A 20,005-nucleotide genomic window follows, 5' to 3' on the forward strand; every position below is an offset into this window, starting at 1 on the left:
CTTATCTAGAACCCAAACGCCAAACGCAAATCTGTGATAAGGTATATTCCAATCACAAATGCTCCCTCCCCCGGCACAACGCGTCCGCTCACAGTGCCACGGTGAGGCTACGTGTGAGACCTGCACCATAGGCCGCTGAAACCTGCGCGACATCAAGCTCGAACGCGCCGGTTACGCCGTCTGCGATCTGATCCTCAACCATATAGCGCCATTCAGGGGTCGCAACCATTTCTTCGCGCAAAATATCGTCTCCTTGTCTGACCTTGACAATATACAGCTCGGTTTCCTCAGCCAATGGAACTTCAAGCGTATCCCAACTGTCCCCATCAAGACGTGTACGGCGGATCCATGTTGTTACAATGTGCCCCTCCACCTCCTTTGTCGCGCGAAGGTGGGCTGGCGCATAGGGGCGCTCACCATTTCCGTTGAAGCTTTGTACGTCTTGAACATATGACAGATCATCAACCGGGCGCCGCGCCGGACCAATCCGATAGGTTTGCGACACGCGACGCAAGCTGCGGTTCAGGTCAATCTGTTCGGCGAACCCATTCAATAAAACGAACCAAGAGCCTTCCGGCCAGACGTCCGGCATCATCCCATCCGTGCCCAATTGTCCTCGCAAGCGCCCGTTGATTTGGTAAGTATCTTGACCAACAAGGGAAGCACCCGAAAATTGAAAAACCTCCCAATTGTCTGGGCTGCCATCTCCGATCGCGGCAAGATTCGTGCCACTCAACATGGCCGACATATCCACAGAGCTAAGCGTCCCACTGATCAATTTCACCTCAAGAGGCGCCCCTCGATCCAGCATCCCCGGTCGGGCTGCCTTCATTTCGGATTGGCTCACCCCAACAATCGACCGCGCCGAAATCTGGTTCACCAACGTGAAATCGCTATCAGTCGGTGATCGATACACCGCGACAGATCCCTGCCACGGCTGGGCTGTCACCGCCAAATATGGCGCGTTGGGCGTTTCATCTCCGCTGATCAATGGTAAATCGAGGAAAAGCGGCATCACCGGAACAGGCGGCACAAAAGGCCGCGGGCTGGGAACATCATCAATCATCTCTGCCGATGTATAGACATCCGGTTCCATCCGAACGGCTTCTGCGATCTGCAAGGCACCCTGCTCTACGCGGTCAATCCGATACAACGCACGGCCCTCGCCTTGATCCCCGTCCAGTTCGATCACATCACCGGCCCCCATATTCATACAGGACGGCGGCAAAGCAAACCGGATAGAATCTCGTGCAACACGCGCCTCGGTCAACCACCGTTCCGCGGTTTGCCGCCCTTCTCCACGGGTTAGCACAATCGGGATCTCGGATGTAGAAACCGAATGCGTTTGTTCATCTGCCAGGACGGCTTCCTCGGCCAACACGTCAAATTCTGCGTCAGCCTGCACAAACCGCAATCGCACCCGACCCGCCATATCAGCCTGCGACGAACGGGATTGCTCAACTGTGCCGTCCAATTCATCACTCAGTGCCAACGTATCTCGGCTGAGAGCTATCGGCGTCTGACCACCCCGCATCCGGAAAATCAATTGCCCATCCCGCTCCACAGCATCAAACGAATGCTGCAACATAAGCGGTTGCAAAGACGCGCGCGCGTCATTCACATCTGACACCAGATACCCGCGCACCGTACCATAAAGCCCACTTGTATCGAACTCGGTAACACCCGCTCTTCTGCAGATCTCGGCCACGACCGATGCAAGAGAACGCGCAGACGTGCGCCCATTGATCCAATGACCTCTAGCGTAGTTTTCAGAGTCGCTCCATAAGCCGGAATTGTTCGGAAAATACGGGTAAGGCCGCGCATCCCATGCCCAAACGAAAGCACGGTCCATATTCACCATCGGGGCCTCATATACCTCAGACACCGGATTATTCGTTTCGTCACCCCAGAATGACACCATTGCCCGCAGGTATTGTGCCTGAATAAAATCGTCGCGCGCGCCATTTGAGAAATTCGGCAAGCTGCTTTCAGATGACTTCATGTCAAGGAATTTATTGGGTTGGTTGGTCCCTTTATCGATTGCCGCACACCCGATTTCAGTAAACCAGATAGGCTTTGACTGAGGCACCCAAGAGGTAGCCTCTGACGACCTTACGCCCGCAATACGTTCGTGGTGTGCGTTGGACCACCAATTTTTGATATCCTTGTATCGATACACCCATGGCTCACCATGAGCGCCATCTTCAATCGGGGTCCGGATCTGTGCGGCAGCATCGTCGTCTGACGCATAGTACCAATCATAGCCGTCACCGCCATCAATGTTAGATCTCAAATAATCCAGATCGTAGATCGCACCGGCTTCGGCATCCAGATGCGCGTCACCTTCACGCCAATCCGACATCGGCATATAATTGTCGATCCCTATGAAATCGATATTTTCGTCGGCCCAAAGCGCGTCCAGATGGAAATATCGGTCATTTGAACCATCCTGAGGCTGATATCCAAAATATTCGCTCCAATCCGCCGCATAGGTGATTTTTGTGCCCGACCCTACGATCTTACGCACCTCTGCCGCCAATGCTCGCAGGCGTTCCACAGCGATAAAGCGGCCTGCAGCCCCCCTAATTTGGGTCAAACCACGCATCTCTGTACCGATGCAAAACGCCTCTACACCGCCTGCCGCCTTGCACAACGCCGCATAGTGCAAAATGAACCGGGAAAATGACCATTCATCCGGCCCGACATAACCAACAGACGTGCCTGAAATTGTGAAATCCGATGCAACCGCCGCCCCGAAAAACATATCCACTTCCAACTCCGCCTCTGCGGTACCATCAGGCGACCCATCAACATCAGGTGCCACAGACAATGTGATCCGCCCGCGCCATGGCAACGATGGTTGTGTGTCCTCTGGCGCATACGGATTAGGCAAGTCATTATCAGACAATTGGTCCATCAAAATAAATGGATAAAACAAGACCTGCTTGCCCGCAGCATGTGTCGCTTGGATCGCTTGCACCACAGATTGATCTGTCGGGGTGCCGCCGTAAATCGGCCTTTCATCTTCCAAAGGCATTGCCAACGCTGTGGACCTGGTCAAACCAGCCACCGTCCACGGCATATTTTCGCCTTCATATTCTTTTTTAGCCACTCGTGGGCGCACATCGCACTGACCACACCGCAAATCATCACCAAACCATGACACCACAAGCGACGCGGCTTCACATTTGGGCAGTTCTTCCACCAAAGCATCAAGCGAGGTTGAGAAATCTGTTTTTTCGGTGGGCGTATTCACGTTAGCGCTCCAGCGGCTGCCAGGGCCACTGGTGTAATACACCGGGGTGGTCGCAAGCGCGTACTCCCCGGTTCCGGGGATAACCGCGACGCTCTTGATCGCATATGTCAGTGCGAGCTCGGCTTCAGGTTCACCCTCTTGTTCAGGGCGGGACACCTCGAAGGAAAACTGAGGGATGCTGTTACCAAACCGCTCCAACGCAAGGTTTTCGAAAACAACATAGGCCGTGCCACGATACGCAGGAACCGTCCCAGCACCCTCAATCGCTTCGATCGCCGGATCAGGCAGCTGATCAACGGCACCTTTATAAATGCGCATATTCAGGTCATCAGGGGCGACCTCTTCACCATTCGCCCAGATACGCCCGATCCGGCCAATCTCTCCCTCGCAGATCGCCACCGCAAGGTTGACCGAGTACGAATAGCTACTGGTTTGCGCGCTCGGTTGGCTTGGGATCCCCTTGCCACCACCCGAACTGCCCGAAACGGCAACGGTCTCGGCAAAATCTGACGCCCAGATTACCTGCCCACCCAGTCGCATGCGGCCATAGACTTGTGCTAGTGCCTCACCTTCTCCGACACTCGAAATACGAAAGCGATCCACCCGACCGGTCTCGACGGCCTCAGACCCTCCCCCCAGCAGTTTCTGATCAATGACCCGCCCCAATGTCGCCCCAACGGCGCGGCCAATCACAGCGGTAGACAGGCCCGCAACGGTGCCCCCAAGAGACCCACCGACAGCTGCACCAACAGCAGAAAGAACAATCGTAGCCATCAGGTGGCCTCCTCAGGAAATGTGAAACGCGCAACAATCCGGCGACGCCACGGAAAGCTCAGTGGGCTTTCGACGACGCCGTATTGCGAATAGGCATGAATAAAGCTCGGACGGTCCCCGACTTCCCCGATGACCCCAAGATGTTTGGCAACCCCATTGCTTCGCATCCGAAACAACACGACATCCGCCCGCGCCTCCTCTTGCACAGGTTTCTCTGCGAGATGCCGCAACGCAGCCTCCCACAAGCGCTCCTCGCCCTGCGGCTCCGACCAATCCATCGAATAGGCCGGAACGGCTTCAGGCTCGGCCCCATATAGTGCCAACCACACCCCGCGAATGAGCCCAAGGCAATCGGTCCCGGCCCCCTTGATCGCAGACTGATGAACGTAGGGCGTACCGATCCAACTGCGCGCTTCGGAAATGATCTGCGATTGAAACCCGTTCATCTCAGACTTCCACCCGTATTCGCGCTGGTCGATTTGGGCACTGCGGCTATCCAATCTTCACTTGGCACATCTGGGAACCCTTGAAAGTTGATCAAATTCGCAAATTTTGCCCGACATGTCTCACTGCGCTTGTCACATCCTGCGACCAGCCGCACCATCGTGCCCGCCTCCAGTGCACTGCGCACCGGTTCCCACAGCTCGATCACCCTTTGTGATCCCTCAAACCGGTCTTGTTTGATCATGCCCCACAAGCCCGTTGCGGTCCCATCCATAAATTCCATACGCCCGCGCGCAAACCACCCCGCATCAAATGCGCCAAAATCTTCCCAGCGAAACACCCGTAGCTGCTGCACCTCTTCAATCGGAAGTTCGATGGAAAAGCCCGGTGTCGCGAGATCAAACCCACAGCTCGCATCCCCTAAAACGGCTGTACATGGCGTTTGGTAAACCCGCCCTAGTGGCTGATTTAACATCTCGGTTTGGCCACGCAGTTCCGCCTGAAACCCACCATCTGCACGACGCAATTCGCCGATCGTGCCGCGAAATTGCAGCCAATGCTGCGATGTATCTTGCCAGTTGACCAACCACGCGCGTACTTCCGCATCATCAAACCGGCCCTGCTCAATCTCGTCTTCCCGGATAGACAGATCACTTAGCGCGCCCAGTGCTTCGGTGTTATCCACCGACAAACCGGTACTTTGAGACAGCGCCAATGCGCTCAGCCCCGTGTCCGCGCGAAACGCCACACCAGCAAAGTCAAGGTCTCGGTCATGATCGGTAAACCCCAATACCACGCCGTCTTTACGGGTGATCGCCCATGCGTGCGCCACCGTGGTCAGGCCGCCTTCAAGGTGGGCCTGTAGTCCTGCATCCATACCCGGCATCAGATCCGCACCTCTACAACGGGGACATTGGGCACTTCGCCCGCTTGAAAGCTCGCCATACTGGTCTGAATGCGGTCCGTGTCGAACCGCACGGCCACGTCGAACTCGAAACCCGCCGTAACAGACACATCCGCAGCAGGCGCTTTCGCAAAGGTGACAACACCCGTCGTGTCGTCGACCGAAAAATCACTGGTCTCCACCAAAGAGACCTCATCAACACCTACCAAAACGCTCCCCGACACCGGCTTATTGATCGGCCGGACGTAGCCGTAGCGCCCCGAATGATAGGTCTTGGTTAATGAAAACACTGTTTGTGTGCCATCGCCTGTACCAATCACTTGATCAAACGCAGTCACATCCGCAGACGGTTTGGCAGACCGATAATCCGACCAATCCTTCCACCGAAAGGCATACAACTGCCCGAACCGGGCCTCGAAAAACGCGATCAACGTCTCGATATCATCCAAGGATCGCATTCCCATACCGGCATCATACCGACGGCGCGAATGTGCCCACGGCGAATTGCGCTCCTCGAACCCGTTGCTGATCGCCACGACGTCGGTACGCCGCTCAGGCCCCCCGACGGACCCAAAGCTCAGCGTGGCAGGAAATCTCACTTCATGAAACTGCATCGATATGCTCCCCTAAAACTAGCGATTGCGTTGGCCGCGCCCAAGGGCACGTGACATTTGCGCGGCGATCTGGCCTTGGCTGCGCTGGAACCCCTGCACGTCAGGGGTTGAGATGTTCATCACGATAGACTGCCCGCCTCCACCGGCTCCGCGCACACCCAATTTACCGTCAGGACCACGTGCCAGCGGCATGATGGCTTCTGGCCCTGCCTCACCCATAACGCCCATACCGCCCCGCATCCCAAAGGGGGTGGCCCCGCTGACGACACCGCCTGTGGCAAAAGGCATCACGCGGCCTTGGCTAAAGGGCGCACCATCGGCAAAAGGCAAAATGTTACCCAACAGCCCATCAACGCCCTGTGCAAGGATCCCGCCAACCTGTTTGGTCACTGGCGTGATGGCCGCATTATAGGCAGTATTCACCAAGCTATTGGCCAAAGTATCCAACGCCCCTGACAAGCTCAGGCCATCAAAAACCACACCGTCAAACGCCTTGCGCAGCCCGCTCGACAATCCGCGCTCCAACACCGCAATATCGCGCCCCGTGGCCGCCAGCGAGGTTTTCATCCGCTGCAATTCACTGTCAAAGCCGGACACCAGAACACTGGTCTGCCCCAGGGTTTCATTTAACCCATCGGCCCGCGCCTCAAAATCGTCAAAACCGCTGTCATCCGTCATCGCCATCGTCCTTGTCATCATTGTCCGGATAGGCCGCCATCAGCGCTTCCAGTCCCGTACTCAAAAGCGGCCCCGACGTGCTCGGATCGCCTAGCATCATCTGCAATTCCGCCGGCGTAAGGGCCCAGAACACATCAGGTTCCAGCCGCATTCCCAGCAGCCCGACACGCATCAACGCTGGCCAATCCAATCGCGTCACGGCTGAGGCACCGTAAAGGCCCGCGCCAACAGCTCCGCAGCTGCGCGCGCCGCCGCAAGCGGCCCCCCTTCGATCTCTGCATGCAGCAACGCCTCATCAGACACATCGCACCTGCCCCCGCGCAAACCCGCACGCAGCAAGGCCAACACATCGTTGCTGGTGAAATTGCTGCTCTCAAATCGTTGCACCATGGCCATCAACGAATCCGAAACCATCACGGTCTCTAGTTCCGCCAAAGCGCCCAATGTCAGACGCATGACCTGTGTCTGCCCGTCGATCACCAAGGCGACATCGCCCCTCCAGGGATTTGCCATGATCAGATCGCCGTAAAGCTCAAGACACCCGCGCTGGCCAAAGACAACTCATACGTTGCCTCGCCATTGTGACTGCCGCCATATTCAATCGACGTCACCTGAAACGGCCCCTCGACAACACCAAAATCAGGGATCACCACTTGAAAATTCGGGGCCTCGCCATCAAAAAACAACTGACGCGCACGCTCATCGGTATCCGCATCCCGGAAAACCCCCGATCCACTGATCGAAACTGACCGCACGCCAGCACCCGACAACAGCTCGCGCCAGCCGCCTTGGCTCTCTAGGGTCGTCACATCGATTGTTTCGGCGTTAAAGCTCACCCGCGTGGCACGCAGACCCGCCAACGTGGTGAACGTGCCGCTGTCCGTCATATCAACCTTGATCAAAAGGTCTTTTCCGTTCTGAGCCCCCATGGGTTCTCTCCTCGTGTGAAATAAAAATTATTCGGCATCAACCCGCGCGCGAAACCGCATGCGAATTGAACGGCCCGTGTTGGCGTCAACGCGTTTGGCTTCGGCGCGTAGAAATTTCAGAAACACAAGACGTCCGCGGCTTAATGTAAGATCCGCATCCTGCAACCGGTCTGAAATCGCGGCAGCCACTGCCTTTGCACCCGCAAATCCGGGCTGTGTGGTGATCACGGCGATCTCCAGATCGTGCAGCGCACCGTTACCCGTTTGATCAGACGCATCACGCACCTGCTCGCGGCCAAGACTGACATATGTCTCGGGCACCTCGCCTGAGGGGACAGCGTCATAAACGTGCCCTCCGATCAGGTTGGTCACCGCCGCATCAGCGATCAACGCGTCAAAGATAGCCGCCTGTAACGCGCCTGACATAGCATAGCTCATACCGCGACCTCCTCAGTTGCAAAGCACGTCAGAAACCGTCCGTTGGCGTCATTCTCGGCCACGGCCTGAATGGTAAACAACCGTTCGCCCTCCCGAAATCGTTGATCGGGTGCAGGGCGCTGTGCGTCTCCGACAGGCGCGCCGCGCACTAAAATCCGGTAACTCATCTTTGACATGGCGGCGATGGGCTGCGCCGTTTCGCGCCCAGATCTCGGCGTTATCTGCGCCCAGACCGTACCAAGAGCCTGCCAGGTTTCGACATAACCACCGGCGCCATCCGACAACCGTTGCGGCGCTTCAAGAAGCAACCTGCGGTTCAGACGCGGCGTTGTCATCGGACCGCCCCCGGCCCCATCCGCAGGACCTTGTAGCGCTCGATCAGACTGCTAACACCAAAAGGCATGCTGCCATCGCTGACGGCTGTCTCATCGCGGTATTCATAATAATGGGCCGCCAGCAACAAAACCGCCTGGCGCATATCTGCCGGCAAATCCACCCACGCAGCCCCATAGCCCGCCTCAAATTCAAATACCGCAGATCCGCCCTGCGGGATCATCGGCAAACAGGCTCCAACCGCCCGAACACGGGGGCGCTGACTGTCACGTTCCAACCAATACTGGCTCGCATCGACCTGCGTTGTTGTCCCGTCCCGAGCCACAACCAATAGACGCGTCAGCCCCGAAATCGGCGCGACCGGCAGCACTTGAGTATCGCGGTCACGCCAAAAGGTCAGCGACCAGCTGAACGGTCGGGTCATCAATATCTTTCCGGTGCGCGATTCAATGGCCGCCATGGCAGCACGCAAAAACCCAGCCAACACCTCGTCTTGCGCAGTATCCTGACCAAAGCTGGTGCCCAGTCGCAAATGCGCTTTGAATTCTTCAACCGGTAGGGCCGTATCCGGCACCGTCGTTTCTTCGATCAACATCATCGAACGTCTCCAATTCGTTTTGCTCCACCACCATGAAACCGGGCGCGCACCCATCTGCATTGCTCGGTCGGAGGGGAGCAGCTAGACAACACAAACGTTCCGGCGCGCACCCGGCCCGGCGCGAAGATATCTCCGCGCCGGTGTCGGCACCTCCCTTAGGAGTTGCCGAATTTCAGCAGCTTGATCGCGGCGAAATCACTGACATCACCGCCAACACGCTTTGTGGCGTAAAACAGAACATGCGGTTTGGCGCTGAATGGGTCCCGCAGGACACGCAAGTCAGGACGTTCCGCAATGGTGTAACCGGTTGCAAAATCACCAAAGGCAATCGCCGTGGCATCCTTGCTTGCATCAGGCATATCTTCAGCGATCAGCACAGGGTATCCCAACAACCGCGCAGGTTCCGCCGCGGCCAAACCGTCTGACCACAAAAAGCGGCCATCGTTGTCTTTAAGCTTGCGCACCAGACCCGCGGTTTTCGAATTCATCACAAACGTCGCATTTGCGCGATATTCGGCCCCCAAGGCATAGACCAAATCAATGATCGCATCCGCCGTCAGACCACCATTAATGCCGGTGGGCACATACCCAAGGTTGCCCCACGCCCAGACGTCATTGTCGACAGAAGCATGCGTCAAAAACCCCTTGGGTTTATCCACGCCATCGCCGCCCACGAATGCAGCCGCCTCAGCGCGTGCAAATTTGTCCGCAATGCGCCCGGCCAACCATGTCTCGATATCAAACGCACTGTCATCCAGCAAACGTTGCGATGCCTTTGGCAATGCGCTCAGCTCATGCAAGGGGATCGTGATCCGGTCAATCTGGGGCGTGTCTGCCTCGGCTGTGGTGCCGCTTTCGGTAGCCCAACCGGCGCCAACATCCGTGTGATCAACCAGCACGTCATATGACGTGGCCTCAACATTGACCACAGCCGCAATTGACCGGATCGACGCCGTCGCATTCAGAACCGAACTAACAGTCGCTGACGTCTGTGGGTCCACCAGATAACCGCCATCGGAATTAACCGCAGTCGATAGCGATTTCACATCAATCTCGAGACCGCGCAAACCGTCATCATCGCCAGAACGCAGATAGGCGTTAAAGGCTTTTTGATGCGGTGCACCGGCATCTGTGGCGCCGCCAAGAGGGCTGCGTTGTGGGGTAAATGTCTTACGATCCAGCATAGTCATTCGCTCTTCTGTTTGTTGAAGTTTTGTCTCAATATCATCTCGGAAGCTTTTGAAATCAGTGACAAACCCAGTCACAGCATGTCTGATTTCCTCAGCGGGGGACAAACCTTCCCCGCCCGCCGCCTTGCGTTCGGTCTTGCTCATTGGCAGTTCCTCAAAGTGGTAATGTTTGGGTCACACGAACCCGTCGTGCGACCGGGACGACAGCAGCGCGTTAACGGCGTGCCAGATCAGCACGCGCATCGGCAAAGACGGCGGCCATGTCGCGCAGGGAGCAGTCAAAATCGGTATCCTCCGACTTGCCCGCAACCCGTGCACTGGGCAGCATTGGAAAGGTCACCAACGACACCTCCCAAAGCTCCAGTTCCTGCAAGAGCCGTTGGCCCTTGGAATTCTTGGTGGCTTTCCGGGTCCGGTACCCGATGGACAGCCCGTCAATGGCCCCGGCCTCAATCAGCGCAGCAGCCTCGCGGCCCTTGGCCACACTGTCCAGCAAACGCCCCTTGACCCAAAGCCCCTTGCCATCCTCACGCACCTCGTCCCAAATGCCGATAGGCTGGGTCGGGTCATGCTGCCATAGCATCTTGACCTTGGTGCCTTTGGCTGCCAACGCCGCCAACGACGCGGCATAAGCCCCTGTATCTACGACATCATTGCCCTGATCTACAGCCCCAAACAGGCTTGCATATCCGCTGATGACACAGCCATCTTCAACCTCAAGGGTGCTGCCAAAACGGGCAAACTTGCGTTCTAATCCGGTGTCAATATCCATGGTCACTCTCCTGACTAAGGGGTGCAGCGCGGCCCGATTTGGGGGCACACCCGTCAACTTGTGTAGAATTCGGTGATCGTCACCCATAACGGGTGGCAACGATGATAAACGTAGGCCCGGCTGCCGGTGGTGGTCTGCACCCCCCGCACCAACCAAAGGCCCGCATAAGGTCCGTCAAGCGGGCGAGACCGTGCGTCACCGGTGCTTGGCGCAATGTCGACGGGCATCTGCACGTCATCCGCGTACCAAACCACACCCTCAAAGGTGCACGGGCGCAGTTTGTGGAGCCGCACAAAGAAGCTGACACCGTTTGATCCAGCCTCTTCGATCAAAATCTGCGGCCCACGAAGCACCGGAAAGAACCGGTTCTCCAAGTATGGCCCAACCGTCAGCACCACCGGTGCCAGCGCCATACAAAGCGCCAACAATACCGACGCACGCATCACAAAACCCATGTTACACACCCAACATCGCCCCCTTCATGACGAACGACATAAAGCCGCCCAGGATCGCCGCGATGATCAACCAAACCAACCGCGAGATAAGCCCATCAATCCGGTCCAGTCGCGTGTCGACACGGTTAAAACGTTGCTCGAAAAACTTGCGTTTTTCCTCGCTCACAGCCAACTCGCGCTCCAACAAAACAGTTGTCCGTTCAATCGCCATGATCCGCTGATCGATCCGTTGAAAGACGCTCTCGAAATCGTCAAACGGATAGACAACGTGTTGGCTCGTCGGCCGTTTGTTCTGTGCGCTCACGTGGCGCCACCCTCAACCGGCAGCCCCAACAACGCGCGTTTCTCGGCGTCTGTCAGAAAGTCAGCGTTCGCAACGCGGTTCCACTGCGCATCACGTTCAGCAGCCAACGCAGGCACCTGATCCAGATCAGGTTTCAACAACAATTGCGCGCCGGTGTAATTCGCAATCCAATGCGCCAATGCCGCCGTCACACGGGTCGCCAATGGCAAAACCGTCAGACGATAAAACGCGCGATTGGCCTCTTGGTAATTCGCATAGGTAGCGTCCCCCTGAATGCCCAACAACATCGGCGGCACCCCAAAGGCCAAGGCAATCTCACGCGCTGCGGCATCCTTGCTCTTTTGAAATTCCATGTCCGAAGGCGAAAACCCCATAGGCTTCCAATCCAACCCGCCTTCTAACAACATCGGGCGACCTGCATTGCGCGCGCCCTGATGATGGCTCTCCATTTCACTGACCAAACGTTCATACTGATCCGAGGCCATCGTCCCTTGCCCATCGGTGCCGCGATAAATAATCGCCCCCGACGGACGCGCCGCATTGTCCAGCAGCGCCTTAGACCACCGGCTCGCCGAATTGTGCACATCCACAGCCATCGCCGCCGCCTGCATCGGGCTGAACCCGTAATGATCGTCCTGCGGGTGGAAATTTTTGATATGGCACACCGGCACCTGCGGCCCAGTGGCATCAAACCGATGCTTGCGCCCGCCCACCGCATATTCATACGCAACAGGCCAACCATCACTGCCGGGGACAACGCTCATACGATCAGACCGCAACACGTGCAATTCTACCGGCAGCGCGGCGTCATCGGTCACCGCCTCAATATAGCCGTTCCCGGTCAACAACATCTGCGCATACAGCGCCTCTAGCAGCTCCGCACGGCCCTGTGCAGGGTTCGGACGCGTCACCAGATCAATCACCGGATGCACATCGTAACGCTGCTCGGTGTCTTGCAACACCAACGGCAACGCCGCAGCCGCTTCAGCGATCAACTTGACCGACCGAAAGCCCACCGGATTGCTCGAAAACCCCGTCCGCGTCAAAGAGACCGCATCCCGCGGGCTCCAGGCCACACGGCCCGACGTCTGATAGGCCACGACAGGCCCGGTGGCGCTCGCTTTCTGCTCGGGCGCTTCGGTCACTGCACCGCGCTTTAGAAAGTCAAAAACCATGTCGTTTGCTCCTCATGTGATCGCCCGCATGCCAAAACCGGCCGCGCTAAAGATCTGCGTGGCGGGGCTGATCTTGCTGCCTCGATAATGTGATAATCAGATTTAATAGATTGAAAGAGACCGTACGCTGCCTCATCCCCTTAGGAACAAGGCGCAAACGCAAACCCTACCGAACCCTTAAAGGGACCGTACGCGCGGAGCCCGCCATTTCGCGGCCGGCTCAATCATCAATTCATGCAACGCCCACACAAGGGCATCCACCCTGTCAGGCGATCCCTTGCCCTCGTAGCCGTGCAACGTCATGCGGCACATCTGATCTTCCAGATCATCCAGCCCCGACATGTGTTTCACCCGCCCCTGCTCGTATAACGCCGCAACGGGTTCTGCGCGCGCGACCTTGCCGCGACTGGCATGCACCCCCTTGTAGGGCACCAACGGATCAACCTGACGCAACACCTCGGCGACCATCTGACCGCCTTGGTTGACCTCAGCCACCAACCGATCCGCACCATACTGCTCCATCGCCGAAATCGCAGCCCGCGCCCACCCGGCAGGCGACGCCCCCGCAATGGTGCAATCGGCCATGACCACCGCACGCCAATCCTGCGGCGGGCCGCTCATGCGCACCCCCGCCACCACGATCCCACATTCATCTGACCCAGCGCCCCCCGTGGTCGCAGGGTCCAACGCCACAACGATCCGGTCCAAATCCGGCGCACGTCGCACCCGGCACCCTTCGATCCCTGCAGACGTCCACAACGCGCCCTCCGCGTCTTCCAACAAAACGCCATCCAATTCCTGACGCCCCAAACGGGTGCCGTCATACCGCGCCCGCACCTCGTCCAAAAACGACGCCGCCAGATTGACCGCATTCGCCTCCGTTGGGGCCTGCGTGGTCACCGTTGACGGCGATTTCAACAAATCCTTCAACACGCCCACGTTGCGCGGCGTGGTTGTCACACACACCTGCGGTTTGTCCCCAAGACGCAAGGCAAATTGCAACATATCCCAGGTGCCCTCGGCCTTCTTCCACTTGGCCAACTCATCCACCCAGGCTGCATCAAACTGCGGCCCGCGCAACCCCTCAGGGTCAAACGCAGAATGCACGCTGGCCACGGCCCCATTGGGCCACACCAGCCTCTTACGGCCGGCTTCCCATGTGGGGCGCCGGTCCGGCGGCGAACAGGCCAATATGCCACTGTCGCCAAAAATCATAACTTCGCGGACTTGATCAAACGTCTCGCCCACAAGGGCCACGCGCCGCGCACGCCCTTCGTCCATGGGCCGCGCGCCCTCTACCTGCGCTCGTACCCACTCAGACCCGGCGCGCGTCTTACCCGCGCCGCGTCCGCCCATGATAACCCAGGACCGCCAGTCTCCCTCTGGCGGCACCTGATGCTCCATCGCCCAGAACTCGAACAAAAAAGGGAGAGCTAAAAGCTCTCCCTCATCAAGTTCATTCAGAAATTGTATCTGCAGATCGCGTGCAGCGGAGCCGATCCAGCTTGCTCCCAATCGTAGCCCGTGCTCTCTCGAGATCGAGGGCATAGCCCCCGTGGGCGATACCTGCATGTTTGCTTTGGCATTCGACAAGGCGGTTCTCCACTTTTTGACAGGTCTCAAGAAGCGACACAGCTTGTGTCACTGTCTTGGAGCCCTGTGCCGTCACTGCACCATCAGTATCGCGGACTCGTTTTCTTAGATCTTCGAGTTCTTTACGCAAATCTCTGACGGAACCGATGACCGACTTTAGCAGGTCTTCGGTTTGCGACTCTACGTGCTCCAGGGTGATTAAAGTCATTCAGGTTTATACCTCTCATGCGCGTAGTCTCCGCACGAGAGAAACGAAAAAACGACCCGACGGGATCACTCCCGGGGTCGTTTGCCCACTTCTTCTAGCATGTCACAAGTTATACGTGTAACCGTACGCAAAGTCAAGGATTTTCAAGTCAGGGGGAGTTTGCGACCGTACGGTGCCATTAACGTTTTCCCCGCTCAGACCCCCGTCACAGCATGTAAAACACCGCAGGGATCTACCTGTACACCAATCAAACCGCGCCAGAAAGATGCACCCAAATTTCTGCATCTGGTTCATGAACCGCACGTGTCCCATCCGTCCGTGCACCCAGACGTTTCGCAACCGCTTGCGACCGATGGTTGCCGCAACCGATATAGCTGACCAATTGGTCAAAGCCATGGGCGCGATACGCCCAGTTCCGAACGGCCTGCCCCGCTTCGGTCGCATATCCATTGCCCTCCGCACCGTCAAAAAGATGCCACGCCAATTCAACCTCGGGCCAATTTGAATGCTTAAGCAATCCAACACGGCCAACAGGACGGCTCCCTTGACGTTCCACCAACGTGAAAAACCCAAAGCCATGCCATTGCCAGTGACCAATCGCGATCAAAAAACCAAACCACGCCTGTTCTGGGCTGCCTGTTTCCCCTTGGGCTTGCATCCTAGGCGAACGGGTCACAAAATGCGTAAACTCGGGTAGGTCGTCTTCCTGAGGCCCGCGTAGGGTGAGGCGCTCCGTCTCAAGAGTTGGCGCAGATGTCAAAGGTCCGTTCATATCGCGTTCCTGTCGGGCAGTGTCTACAAGACAATACGCAGCGGCACGGCACACACCATCACAAAACCCACCCCTGCACCAATCAATCGGCCGCTTTCACAAAACCCAAAAACCGCACCTTCAACAGTCCGACCAACGCATGCGTCAGTTCGCCCGGTCAGCCTCAATCTCGCGCCACCGCGCCACGTTGCGGTTGTGCTCATCCAATGTCACCGCAAACGCGTGACCACCCGTACCATCCGCCACGAAAAAGATGTACTCTGTCTCCAACGGCCGCGCCGCCGCCTCAAGGCTTGCAGCCCCGGGGTTGGCAATCGGTGTGGGTGGCAACCCTTCAATCACATAGGTATTCCACGGGGTCGCAGCACGCAGCTCGCTCTGGCGCAATCCGCGCCCCAAAACACCCTGCCCCTCGGTCACACCGTAAATCACCGTAGGGTCCGTCTGCAGCCGCATGCCGCGGTTCAACCGGTTCACAAAAACGCTGGCCACCTGCCCGCGCTCTCCCGCAACACCGGTTTCTTTCTCAATGATAGACGCCAGCACCAACAACTCTTCGGGGGTCTCAACCGGCAATCCCTCATCCCGGTTCAACCACGCCTGCGCCACGCGCAACTCTTGGGCGGCCTGCATGCGGGCAATAATATCGCCCCGATTGTCGCCCGGACGCACCTCATAGCTGTCAGGCGCCAAAGACCCCTCAGGCGGCAACGCGCCCACAGACCCTTCCAATACATCCATCGCCTTCAGGCTCTCAACCACCTGCCAGCTGGTCACACCCTCGGCCAACGCCACCCGAAACCGCGTATCCGCTTCGGCTTTTCTCTCGGTGTACAATACCGACGTCTCGCCCTCTGCCGGGGTAAAGCTCGCCTGCTCAACAAACCTGTTAGTCTGAGGATCAAGCTCGCGAACCTGCACCCCCAACCGGTTCACACCAATCCGGTACACCACTTCGGTGCCACACGTACTGGCCCCGCCGCGCGTGACCACATCAACGATCTCTTGCATCGACGCGCCCGGATCCACCAAATAGCTACCCGCCTTCAACTGGCTGGTCTTGTCGGCATAATCCGCACCCACCCGGAAAATCGTCGACGAACTCACCGCGCCCTGCGCTTCTAGATCAACGCTGACACGGCGCATGTTGGTCCCACTGGGCACATCCAGACAAATCGCCTGCGCCAACGGACCGTCCGCCTCATACTGGCCCTTGCCCCACAGGATGACGCCGCCCATCAGAAACAACACAACGATCAGCATCGTCACCGCATTAGATGCGATATGCCGCCACATTAGCTGACTTTCCCAAAGAGAACGCTCGCATTGGTGCCGCCAAACCCAAACGAATTCGACAACGCCACATTCACCTCACGCTCACGCTTGGCATTGGGGGCCAGATCAATCGCTGTCTCAACGGCAGGGTTGTCCAGGTTGATCGTCGGCGGAGCCACAGAATCGCGGATCGCAAGGATCGAAAAGATCGCCTCAATCGCCCCCGCAGCACCCAACAAATGCCCCGTGGCCGATTTGGTCGACGACATGGTCACATTGCCCGCATGCTCACCCAACATCCGCTCTACCGCGCCCAACTCGATCGTATCCGCCATGGTCGACGTGCCATGCGCGTTGATATAATCGATGTCTTTAGGTTCAAGCCCGGCGTTCTTCAGCGCCGCCCGCATAGACCGCTCGCCGCCCTCACCATCCTCAGATGGCGCGGTGATGTGGTAGGCGTCGCCCGACAACCCATACCCCAACACCTCGGCATAAATCTTGGCACCGCGCGCCTTGGCGTGCTCATATTCCTCTAGCACGACAACGCCCGCACCTTCGCCCATAACAAACCCGTCCCGGTCGTTATCATAGGGCCGGCTGGCGCTCTTGGGGTCATCGCCACGCTTGGTGCTTAGCGCCTTACAGGCGTTAAACCCGGCAATCCCAATCTCGCAGATCGCGGCCTCAGCCCCGCCTGCAATCATCACTTCGGCATCCCCATGTTGGATCAAACGGCTCGCATCGCCAATGGCATGCGCGCCCGTCGAACAGGCCGTCACCACCGAATGGTTCGGCCCCTTGAACCCGTATTTGATCGACACCTGACCCGAGATCAAATTGATCAAAGCACCCGGAACAAAGAAAGGCGACACCCGGCGCGGCCCCTTTTCGTGCATCATGACGGCGGTGTTGGCGATCGAATTCAGACCCCCAATACCCGATCCAATCAAAACACCGGTCCGCTCAAGGCTCTCGCGATCCTGAGGCTGCCATCCCGCATCTTCGACAGCTTGCTGCGCTGCGGCCAACCCAAACAGGATAAACGTATCCACTTTGCGCTGATCTTTAGGCGCCATATAGGTGTTGGCGTTGAATGTTCCGTCGGACCCATCGCCCAACGGCACCTCGCACGCGTATTGCGTGACCAGCTTGCTGGGGTCAAACCCCGTGATCGGGCCCGCGCCCGACTGACCATCCAATATCCGTGACCAGCTTGCCTCGACACCGTCGGCCAATGGGGTCACGAGACCCAACCCTGTGACAACTACTCTGCGCATCGCAATGCCCCTTCCCAATTCGTGTCCCCCCATACAGTGCCCGACGGTTTTGATGCAAGAGCGCTGCGCCCGCACATGCACTGCAAGGAAATTATTGTGGCGGGCCTTTGCGCGCCAAAAGCATGACCTGCGCGCCCGCGTATTCGGTTTCTCGGATCAATTCATAGCCCATCGCCTGCGCAATGCGCAGTGACGCGGTGTGCTCGGGCTCAATCAGACACACCAACCGGCCCGTAATCACCCGGTCAAACCAGTCATGCGCCGCCCGCGCAGCCTCCATGCCCAACCCTTGACCGTGCGCCTGCGGGCACAACACCCACCCCGCTTCGGGAAAATTATCAAAATCCTCGCCCAGATCCCGCTTGGCATAGAAAAACCCAACCTGCCCCGCCATCTCTGGTTCGCGGTGTCGGTGGATCCCCCACTGGCCAAAACCGGTGATCTGCCAGTGCCCCGCATTGCGCAAGAACGCATCCCACGCCTTGGACCGCGGCCAAGGTTCGCCGTTAATATGCGCGACAACCTCCGGCATCGCCCAAATATCGGCATAGCGCCGAAAATCCTCGGGCCGCATGCCGCGCAACGTTAATCGCGACGTGTTGATGGTGGGTATCGTGCGCGACATATCGCAGCCTCGGCTCTTAACTCGCGGCTTGCCGCCGTCTCGTCACAGAATTGCGCAACACAGCGCCCTATTTCAACCCCCGAGCGAGACCTTCCACCAAAAAGGCGCCCCTCCTTGCGGAAAGACGCCTTTGAATGATCCGTTTCGGGAAGTCCCGACTAAAATCAGGACGCTTCGGTGATGAATTTAACCGCATCGCCAAACGTCTGAATGGTCTCAGCCGCATCATCCGGGATCTCGATACCAAATTCTTCTTCGAAGGCCATCACTAGCTCAACAGTGTCAAGGCTGTCTGCGCCCAGGTCGTCGATGAACGAAGCGTTTTCAGTCACTTTGCCCTCTTCAACACCCAAGTGCTCTACAACAATTTTCTTCACACGATCTGCGATGTCGCTCATAGTAATCCCTCATTCGTTTGGGCCTAATTGGCCCCTTTCGGTTGTTCGTAGCCCACCAACCGGCAAAACCACAAACCTTTGCCCCAAAGGGGCGGCTCTGTCTTGTTCAGCACACCTGTTATTGTGCTGTTTCACACCAACCTGAATGCCACATACGACACAGCAGGTTAAGATTCTGCGCCCCCTTTAGCACACGCGACACAGATGGCAAACGCATTGTGCACGCTAAGGTTGGGCGGCGCAGATCAGATTTACAACATGGCCATGCCGCCATTCACATGCAAGGTGGTCCCGGTCAGATACCCTGCCTCTGGGCTGGCCAGATACAGCACCGCCCCGGCGATTTCGGCGGGTGTCCCCATGCGACCGGCGGGAATTTGCCCCATGATGCCAGATTTCTGGTCGTCCGTTAGTTTGTCGGTCATTGCGGTTTCGATAAATCCGGGCGCCACCGCATTCACGGTAATGCCGCGGCTGGCCACCTCATAGGCGAGGCTCTTGGACATGCCGATCATACCCGCCTTTGACGCTGCATAATTGGCCTGACCCGGATTGCCCGTGGCCCCAACGATCGACGAAATGTTCACAATCCGGCCCCAGCGGGCCTTCATCATGCCCCGCATCACGCCCTTGCACAGCTTGAAGGTCGCCGTCAGGTTCACATCCAAAACCGACTGCCACTCTTCATCCGACATCCGCATAAACAGATTGTCGCGCGTGATGCCTGCGTTGTTGACCAAAATATCCACCGACCCCATCGCCTCGGCGGCCTGCTTGGGCAAGGCCGCAACCGCATCGGCGTCACTAAGATTGCAAGGCAACACATGCGCACGCCCGCCCAATTCAGCGGCCAACGCCTCTAGCGGCGCAACCCGTGTGCCAGAGACCCCAACCGTGGCCCCCGCCCCATGTAACTGGCGCGCAATATCGGCACCAATGCCGCCCGATGCGCCGGTGATCAACGCGGTCTTTCCTGTCAGATCAAACATA

24 protein-coding genes are annotated in these 20,005 nt (G+C 57.8%); all 24 read right to left on the bottom strand.

The genetic code is table 11. The annotated features are described in order from the left end of the window. Positions 1-88: 88 nt before the first annotated feature. Positions 89-4,030 (bottom strand): glycoside hydrolase TIM-barrel-like domain-containing protein, encoded by a 3,942-nt coding sequence (locus tag ABJH13_RS12555; RefSeq protein WP_348406554.1) that lies wholly within the window; start codon positions 4,028-4,030, stop codon positions 89-91. Next, the gene (locus tag ABJH13_RS12560) at positions 4,030-4,476 is read right to left on the bottom strand and encodes a peptidase (protein WP_348406555.1); all 447 of its coding nucleotides are present in this window, start codon (positions 4,474-4,476) and stop codon (positions 4,030-4,032) included. The genes ABJH13_RS12555 and ABJH13_RS12560 overlap by 1 nt, the downstream gene beginning before the upstream one ends. Next, the gene (locus ABJH13_RS12565) at positions 4,473-5,360 is read right to left on the bottom strand and encodes a DUF2163 domain-containing protein (protein WP_348406556.1); all 888 of its coding nucleotides are present in this window, start codon (positions 5,358-5,360) and stop codon (positions 4,473-4,475) included. Before ABJH13_RS12565 ends, ABJH13_RS12560 begins: the two co-directional genes overlap by 4 nt. After that, on the bottom strand, positions 5,360-5,992 hold the full coding sequence (locus ABJH13_RS12570) for a DUF2460 domain-containing protein (protein ID WP_348406557.1): 633 nt from the start codon (positions 5,990-5,992) through the stop codon (positions 5,360-5,362). The genes ABJH13_RS12565 and ABJH13_RS12570 overlap by 1 nt, the downstream gene beginning before the upstream one ends. An 18-nt stretch (positions 5,993-6,010) precedes the next feature. After that, positions 6,011-6,670: a phage tail tape measure protein gene (locus tag ABJH13_RS12575; RefSeq protein ID WP_348406558.1), complete on the bottom strand. Its 660-nt coding sequence runs from the start codon at positions 6,668-6,670 to the stop codon at positions 6,011-6,013. Further along, positions 6,660-6,869, bottom strand: a complete 210-nt coding sequence (locus tag ABJH13_RS12580) for a rcc01693 family protein (RefSeq protein ID WP_348406559.1) — start codon at positions 6,867-6,869, stop codon at positions 6,660-6,662. Before ABJH13_RS12580 ends, ABJH13_RS12575 begins: the two co-directional genes overlap by 11 nt. Continuing rightward, positions 6,866-7,183 carry a gene transfer agent family protein gene (locus tag ABJH13_RS12585; RefSeq protein ID WP_348406560.1) on the bottom strand — a complete coding sequence of 106 codons (318 nt, stop codon included), beginning with the start codon at positions 7,181-7,183 and terminating at the stop codon, positions 6,866-6,868. Before ABJH13_RS12585 ends, ABJH13_RS12580 begins: the two co-directional genes overlap by 4 nt. A gap of 2 nt (positions 7,184-7,185) precedes the next feature. Next, positions 7,186-7,599, bottom strand: coding sequence for a phage major tail protein, TP901-1 family (locus tag ABJH13_RS12590; protein WP_348406561.1), 414 nt, complete (start codon positions 7,597-7,599; stop codon positions 7,186-7,188). A 27-nt stretch (positions 7,600-7,626) separates the two neighbouring features. Next, positions 7,627-8,037, bottom strand: a complete 411-nt coding sequence (locus ABJH13_RS12595) for a DUF3168 domain-containing protein (RefSeq protein WP_348406562.1) — start codon at positions 8,035-8,037, stop codon at positions 7,627-7,629. Further along, complete coding sequence (locus ABJH13_RS12600) at positions 8,034-8,372, bottom strand: phage head closure protein (protein WP_348406563.1); 339 nt, start codon at positions 8,370-8,372, stop codon at positions 8,034-8,036. The genes ABJH13_RS12595 and ABJH13_RS12600 overlap by 4 nt, the downstream gene beginning before the upstream one ends. Next, on the bottom strand, positions 8,369-8,968 hold the full coding sequence (locus ABJH13_RS12605) for a head-tail connector protein (protein ID WP_348406564.1): 600 nt from the start codon (positions 8,966-8,968) through the stop codon (positions 8,369-8,371). The genes ABJH13_RS12600 and ABJH13_RS12605 overlap by 4 nt, the downstream gene beginning before the upstream one ends. 155 nt (positions 8,969-9,123) lie before the next feature. Then, entirely contained in the window at positions 9,124-10,302 is a 1,179-nt protein-coding gene (locus ABJH13_RS12610) for a phage major capsid protein (RefSeq protein WP_348406565.1), read from the bottom strand. Between the two features lie 70 nt (positions 10,303-10,372). Next, positions 10,373-10,930 (bottom strand): HK97 family phage prohead protease, encoded by a 558-nt coding sequence (locus tag ABJH13_RS12615; protein ID WP_348406566.1) that lies wholly within the window; start codon positions 10,928-10,930, stop codon positions 10,373-10,375. Between the two features lie 53 nt (positions 10,931-10,983). After that, positions 10,984-11,385, bottom strand: coding sequence for a hypothetical protein (locus tag ABJH13_RS12620; RefSeq protein ID WP_348406567.1), 402 nt, complete (start codon positions 11,383-11,385; stop codon positions 10,984-10,986). A 1-nt stretch (position 11,386) separates the two neighbouring features. Then, a complete protein-coding gene (locus tag ABJH13_RS12625) occupies positions 11,387-11,689 on the bottom strand; it encodes a hypothetical protein (RefSeq protein ID WP_348406568.1) in 303 nt (100 codons plus the stop codon). After that, positions 11,686-12,864, bottom strand: a complete 1,179-nt coding sequence (locus ABJH13_RS12630; protein WP_348406569.1) for a phage portal protein — start codon at positions 12,862-12,864, stop codon at positions 11,686-11,688. The genes ABJH13_RS12625 and ABJH13_RS12630 overlap by 4 nt, the downstream gene beginning before the upstream one ends. A gap of 177 nt (positions 12,865-13,041) precedes the next feature. Then, positions 13,042-14,268, bottom strand: a complete 1,227-nt coding sequence (locus tag ABJH13_RS12635) for a terminase family protein (RefSeq protein ID WP_348406607.1) — start codon at positions 14,266-14,268, stop codon at positions 13,042-13,044. Between the two features lie 52 nt (positions 14,269-14,320). Next, positions 14,321-14,665, bottom strand: a complete 345-nt coding sequence (locus tag ABJH13_RS12640) for a hypothetical protein (protein WP_348406570.1) — start codon at positions 14,663-14,665, stop codon at positions 14,321-14,323. A 247-nt stretch (positions 14,666-14,912) separates the two neighbouring features. Further along, the gene (locus ABJH13_RS12645; protein WP_348406571.1) at positions 14,913-15,437 is read right to left on the bottom strand and encodes a GNAT family N-acetyltransferase; all 525 of its coding nucleotides are present in this window, start codon (positions 15,435-15,437) and stop codon (positions 14,913-14,915) included. Positions 15,438-15,581: 144 nt separating this feature from the next. Then, positions 15,582-16,733: an endolytic transglycosylase MltG gene (mltG, locus tag ABJH13_RS12650; RefSeq protein WP_348406572.1), complete on the bottom strand. Its 1,152-nt coding sequence runs from the start codon at positions 16,731-16,733 to the stop codon at positions 15,582-15,584. Beyond that, on the bottom strand, positions 16,733-17,992 hold the full coding sequence (fabF, locus tag ABJH13_RS12655; protein ID WP_348406573.1) for a beta-ketoacyl-ACP synthase II: 1,260 nt from the start codon (positions 17,990-17,992) through the stop codon (positions 16,733-16,735). Before fabF ends, mltG begins: the two co-directional genes overlap by 1 nt. Positions 17,993-18,083: 91 nt before the next feature. After that, on the bottom strand, positions 18,084-18,617 hold the full coding sequence (locus tag ABJH13_RS12660; protein WP_348406574.1) for a GNAT family N-acetyltransferase: 534 nt from the start codon (positions 18,615-18,617) through the stop codon (positions 18,084-18,086). A 164-nt stretch (positions 18,618-18,781) separates the two neighbouring features. Beyond that, complete coding sequence (locus ABJH13_RS12665; RefSeq protein ID WP_348406575.1) at positions 18,782-19,015, bottom strand: acyl carrier protein; 234 nt, start codon at positions 19,013-19,015, stop codon at positions 18,782-18,784. Between the two features lie 251 nt (positions 19,016-19,266). Continuing rightward, positions 19,267-20,004, bottom strand: a complete 738-nt coding sequence (fabG, locus tag ABJH13_RS12670) for a 3-oxoacyl-[acyl-carrier-protein] reductase (protein WP_348406576.1) — start codon at positions 20,002-20,004, stop codon at positions 19,267-19,269. Position 20,005: the final 1 nt, after the last annotated feature.

The organism is Roseobacter sp. (assembly GCF_039970775.1).
GTDB lineage: Bacteria > Pseudomonadota > Alphaproteobacteria > Rhodobacterales > Rhodobacteraceae > Roseobacter.